Genomic DNA, 443 nt, shown 5'->3' on the forward strand with positions numbered 1-443 from the left:
AATTTCGCGCTCTGGTGGAATGGAGACGACTTGTGCCGCTTCAATAACGCGTGTGACGTCTTCAGTTGTAATTTCTTTATTTTCGCTTGATACAGCGACAATCCCATTGCACGGTTGAAGTTGAATGTGGTTGCCGTTTACTCCGACAATGGCGCCTTTAATCGTTACGCCGACCATCCGTTCCGCTTGTTCAACCGCTCGTTTAATGGATTGTACCGTTTCATCTATATCAATGATAGAGCCTTTTTTCAGCCCTTGCGACTTCACATTGCCGACACCGATAATGTTTAACTGATCGTTAATCATTTCGCCAATGATAACTTTTACACTGGACGTACCGATGTCAAGACTAACATAAAAATCGTTGCTGTTCATTCTGGTGGCACCTCCTTTACAAAATGAACGTTACTATGTATATCAACACTATATTCCACATTCGAACA

At 42.4% G+C, this 443-nt stretch carries 1 pseudogene; it reads right to left on the minus strand.

Annotation, left to right across the window (positions count from 1 at the left end):
* Positions 1–375, minus strand: a pseudogene (locus HUS66_RS17465) (cell division FtsA domain-containing protein); the annotation flags it as partial.
* Between the last annotated feature and the right edge of the window lie 68 nt (positions 376–443).

Origin of the sequence: Onishia taeanensis (genome assembly GCF_013349955.1) — a bacterium.
Taxonomy (GTDB): domain Bacteria; phylum Pseudomonadota; class Gammaproteobacteria; order Pseudomonadales; family Halomonadaceae; genus Onishia; species Onishia taeanensis_B.